This is a genomic window from Candidatus Izemoplasma sp. (assembly GCF_982632705.1).
The window spans coordinates 1-4,876 of sequence record NZ_CEXEES010000086.1; the positions used below are offsets into that span (position 1 = coordinate 1).

General features: G+C 31.9%; 5 protein-coding genes. All 5 read right to left on the minus strand.

Annotated elements, in window-relative coordinates; all coding sequences use genetic code 11:
• Window positions 1-13: 13 nt before the first annotated feature.
• The 5 genes from AC2LE6_RS08475 to tdh all read right to left on the minus strand — a co-directional run bounded on the left by AC2LE6_RS08475 (window position 14) and on the right by tdh (window position 4,576).
• Window positions 14-691: a hypothetical protein gene (locus tag AC2LE6_RS08475; protein ID WP_484478823.1), complete on the minus strand. Its 678-nt coding sequence runs from the start codon at window positions 689-691 to the stop codon at window positions 14-16.
• A gap of 53 nt (window positions 692-744) precedes the next feature.
• The gene (locus tag AC2LE6_RS08480) at window positions 745-1,746 is read right to left on the minus strand and encodes an endonuclease/exonuclease/phosphatase family protein (protein ID WP_484478824.1); all 1,002 of its coding nucleotides are present in this window, start codon (window positions 1,744-1,746) and stop codon (window positions 745-747) included.
• Window positions 1,747-1,895: 149 nt separating this feature from the next.
• Complete coding sequence (locus tag AC2LE6_RS08485; protein ID WP_484478825.1) at window positions 1,896-2,210, minus strand: hypothetical protein; 315 nt, start codon at window positions 2,208-2,210, stop codon at window positions 1,896-1,898.
• A 114-nt stretch (window positions 2,211-2,324) separates the two neighbouring features.
• Window positions 2,325-3,512, minus strand: coding sequence for a glycine C-acetyltransferase (locus AC2LE6_RS08490; RefSeq protein ID WP_484478826.1), 1,188 nt, complete (start codon window positions 3,510-3,512; stop codon window positions 2,325-2,327).
• Between the two features lie 2 nt (window positions 3,513-3,514).
• The gene (gene tdh, locus AC2LE6_RS08495; RefSeq protein ID WP_484478827.1) at window positions 3,515-4,576 is read right to left on the minus strand and encodes an L-threonine 3-dehydrogenase; all 1,062 of its coding nucleotides are present in this window, start codon (window positions 4,574-4,576) and stop codon (window positions 3,515-3,517) included.
• Between the last annotated feature and the right edge of the window lie 300 nt (window positions 4,577-4,876).

The window sequence follows — 4,876 nt, forward strand, 5'->3', positions numbered from 1 at the left end:
AAACGAGGCTGTTTTATTTATTTTGCTTTACTTTACTTAAATTCTCATTTTCCTTTTTGATGATGTTTGCATATTTATATAGAAGTTTTAGAACATCAAAAACAACAGAAGTATACGTTACTTTCTTATTGACTTTAATATCAAAGTTTTTACCCTCGATATGTATTCGAAACGCATCTTTTTTATGTCCAACTACAAACTCAGGTTCATGATCCATATCTTGAAATTTCAACACTCTAAATAAACCACTTATATTAGTAATAACCTCATCTCTTGTGATTGAGAACCCTCTATTACCAGTTCGCAATCTGGTATCATCATAGAATATAACGATGTCAGATTTCTTAAAGTCTCTGTTTCTAACCAACAATTTTGTTTCAGTTAAAAAAATCGTCAAAGGTAATTTTCTGATATCCAATCCAAAACTATATCTATTCAATCTAGTTTTCCCTTTCAAATTGTTGCATATACCATCAATATTTATCATAAGTTCCATTTTTTCAGATCGTATATTTTTATAATTAAGGTCATCGCTTTCTTCAATTACCATCTTTTGAATAGGTGTTTTTGCATCTGTCGATTCTACAGCTTGAATTAGATCCTCAAAGAATTCATTTTCATAATTTGTTCTTTTAATATTGTGTTCATCAAACACTCTTTTGATTCGATTAATTTTGTCCTTATGACTCATAGAATCACCTCTATATCATTATAACATAAAAAAAGTGATGATATTCAGCACTTTTAAACTGTAAAACTCATTAGTACCGGATTGTGGTTTGAATGTTCGAAATTATCTTCAATCACTTTGCAATGTTGTACTTTTATGTTTGGTGATACTAAAAATCCATCAATCGTATACCCTTTTCCATCTGATAACATTGTGTGCCCAGTTTTTGGATAAACAGGTTTAAATTTTGAATCATAGAATTCTTCAGGCAAACGTTCTAACCAATCTGGAGTGTCCATTTGTAAATCATCTTTATTCAAAAGATAATTGAAATCTCCACCAACAATAATTGCATTTTTTCTACCATCATATTGCTTCTCTATGAACCGTAACATGTGGTGAAATTGCTCAGTTCTAAATAAATTATTCTTATCAAAACTACTTAAATGAAGATTAATAACTATCAGTTTCTTCTTAGCTAATTGATACTCTTCCACCAACATACATCTTTTAAGATAGAATAAGCTTTTAGGGAAAGATTCATGTCCTTCGAGTTGATATCTTTTGGATGTTATTGCTGGAAATTTGCTCAATGTTAAAAGCCCACTATAAGTACCTCCAACAGGATGGTTTAATGGGAATGGAATATATTTTGCATTATAGTTATAAGCAAAACTACTATTCATCTCTTTGATATCACTAGTCAAATGCTCTACCTGATCTATTTTACCCGATCTACTTGAAGCTTGATCTACTTCTTGTAATAGAGAAAAATCACAATCAACATCTTTTAAAATGTTAGTCATTACAATTAAATTATCGTATACTGTTTCACTATCGATTTTTACAGAATACTTACTATTCAAGTTTCTCTTTTTTGATACTTTGTCGTTAGAACAGTATCCAATATTGTAAGAAACGATATTATATGAGGCGTAATGTGTGTTATCTCTTGTTTTTCTGTATCTTATTGTCTCTTCTACATCTTTAGGCTTATACTCAGTTAAAACTAAATATAAGAAGAATAAAGCAGGTGGAAAAAAGACAATAAAAACAGGAATTAATATGTATATCATATAATCCCCCTCTTGGTGTGTTTTCACACTAATATTAGTATAATCTATATTGAGGTCATTTCAAAGAATATTTTTATTTTATATAGGTAAAACAAAAACAAATGATTTCTCACTTGTTATGTTTTAGTAGTAAATTAATAATTGGATTATTAGCTTCCAACCTCGTTACAACCTACAAGTCCTAAAATTCCACCTGTCAATAATAAGGCTGCGCTTATTATCTGAAAATTAATAACTGCAAGTGCACCCAAGACAATAATAAATATCGCCCATCCTTTTTGGCCTTTATTGATTCCAAATATTGCAGTTATCTCAGCTATAGTGAACAGCCAACCAATAAATAATAGAGGTCCTGCCCAGGGAATACCTGACCCTGATACTAATACACCCACCCCTAATAATCCAATAATAGAAAGTACTGCATCAATACCAATCAATAATCCTGCTATCTTAATTTTTTCCATAACTACTCCCCTTCTCTCTTCAAAATGTCATCTTGCTACACTTATATATTTTATCATGGTCTCATATATAAGTTAACGACATTTTTGTCATTAAAAAGAGCGGAAATCCGCTCTTTATATAATTCCTATTTCTTTACCTACAACTTCAAACTGTTCAACTGCATAATCTAGGTCCTCGATTGTGTGTGAAGCACTGATCATTACGCGTAATCTACCTTTACCCATTGATACTGTTGGGAATACTATTCCTGAAACATAAACGCCCTTGTCCAATATTTTTTTACTAAACTCCATTGTTTTTGCCTCATTACCGACCATTACTGGAGTTATTGGTGTTTCACTATTCCCAGTATTGAAACCAAGTGTATTTAATTTAGCCTTGAAGTACTTTGCATTGCTCCAAAGTTTATCTGTGAATTCTTCACTTTCCATTAGCATCTTAACTGATTCTATTGTAGCTCCAGTTGCTGCTGGTGGTAAAGCTGTGGAGAATAATAAAGGTCTTGCTCTGTGACTCAACCATTCTTTTGTTTCATTTTTTGATGCAACATATCCACCTACTACACCAATCGCCTTACTAAGAGTACCGATTATAAAATCCACTCTACCATGAAGTCCAAAATGATCAACAGTTCCACGACCACTTTTACCAAGTACTCCACTACCGTGTGCATCATCAACGTATGTCATAGCATTGTATTGTTCTGCTAATTCAACAATTCGTGGTAGTGGTGCTAAATCACCGTCCATACTGAATACACCATCGGTGATGATTAATACATTTCTGTATTGGTCTCTTTTCTCTTTTAAAATCTCTTCTAAGTGTTCCATATCTGAGTGTCTTAAAATTGCTTTGTCTGCTCTAGATAATCTAACACCGTCAATGATTGAAGCATGATTCAATTCATCACTTATGATTAAATCACCTTTTTCAACTATTGCTTGAATTGTACCGATATTACAGTTCAATCCAGATTGGAAACACATAACTGCTTCTTCGTGTTTAAATTCAGCAAGAAGATCTTCTAATTTATTTATTAAATCATAATTACCAACAATGGTACGTACAGCTCCTGCACCAGCACCATATTTTTCTATTGCGTCAATACTTGCTTGTTTAACTCTTGGATGATTTGCTAACCCAAGATAATTATTACTTGATAAGTTTACAACGCCTTCTTTTCCGTTTAATGTAATTCTATTTGTACAAGGTCCTTCGTTTACAGGCAACACTCTGTAAACACCATCTTCTTTTAATTTTTCTATATGTTTCTTTAAATACGTTAACTCATGATTTTTCATATCTATTCTCCCGGAATTAAAATAATTTTACCACTATTTCCGCTTTCCATAATATCCATTGCTTCTTGGAATTTACTCATCGGCATTACATGTGTGATAATCTTGTCAAAGTCTAACATGTTATTATCTACTAATTCTTTTACTTGGTACCATGTATCATAAATTTTTCTACCAACTACACCATATACAGTAATTCCTTTAAATACGATTAAGTTTGCTAAATCTATTTCAATATCTTTAGTTGGTAATCCAAGTAGTGAAATTTTCCCACCAGGTTTACAATAACTAAATGCTTGTTCAATTGCATATTTATTACCACTAAATTCTCCTATGACATCTGGTCCACGACCATTTGTTTCTTCCAATACTCTATCAACTACATCTTCAGTAATTGGATTGATCGTAACGTGTGCACCTAGTTCCTTTGCCAAGTTTAAACGATATTCATTCACTTCGATTGCGATAATCTTTTTGGCACCGTATGCTTTTGCAACATTGACTGCCATCAACCCTATTGGACCACAACCTACAACTACAACATCTTTATCTTTTATATCGAATTCAGCCATTGTATGAACTGCATTCCCAAGAGGTTCTTGTACACTTAAATGAAGTGGGTTAGCATCTTTTGAATTTACAAAGCAATTCATTGCTGGAATCTTAACATATTCTGCAAAACACCCATCAGTATCTACACCAATAATCTTTGTGTTTTCACATATATGTCCTTCTCCTCTTAAACAGAACTCACAAGTACCACAAATGATATGTGTTTCTGCACTAACTATGTCTCCCAATGTTACACGTTCTACATCACTACCGAGCTTAACAACTTCACCACTGAATTCGTGTCCAGCTGTAAACGGTAATTTCAACCTTTTCTTTGCCCAATCATCATATTTATAAATGTGGAAATCTGTACCACATACGCTAGTATAATTTACCTTTATTAAGACCTCGTGAGGTAATAACTCAGTCGGTATTGGTTTGGTTGTTAGAGTTAACCCAATCTCAGGTTTATCTTTAACTAAAACATCCATTGTACCTGTCAATTCTTTAGTCATAATGTATCTCCTTATTCGTAAGTTAAAAACGCTTACATACGCAAATATTATAACACAATAATTATAAATGTATAGTCTTTTGAAAAAGAAATTTTAATCAAATAAAAAACCAGTTAATTTCGGGCAAAAGTTAACTGGTTTTTCAATCTTTTTTATACTGATTAAAATACAAAAAGAAGGGAACACATGCATATAAGAAATTTTATGGGTATGTGGGTTTCATATACATGTTAGACGTGATTTTTTCGTAGTTTTTTTGTGACTACAATACAGATTATATATTGATTAAATATATTTATC

What these genes read in the sequence shown, in the direction of transcription:
- AC2LE6_RS08475 (WP_484478823.1), bottom strand. Translation starts at nt 691, where the DNA reads ATGAGTCATAAGGACAAAATTAATCGAATCAAAAGAGTGTTTGATGAA.
- AC2LE6_RS08480 (WP_484478824.1), bottom strand. Translation starts at nt 1,746, where the DNA reads ATGATATACATATTAATTCCTGTTTTTATTGTCTTTTTTCCACCTGCT.
- AC2LE6_RS08485 (WP_484478825.1), bottom strand. Translation starts at nt 2,210, where the DNA reads ATGGAAAAAATTAAGATAGCAGGATTATTGATTGGTATTGATGCAGTA.
- AC2LE6_RS08490 (WP_484478826.1), bottom strand. Translation starts at nt 3,512, where the DNA reads ATGAAAAATCATGAGTTAACGTATTTAAAGAAACATATAGAAAAATTA.
- tdh (WP_484478827.1), bottom strand. Translation starts at nt 4,576, where the DNA reads ATGACTAAAGAATTGACAGGTACAATGGATGTTTTAGTTAAAGATAAA.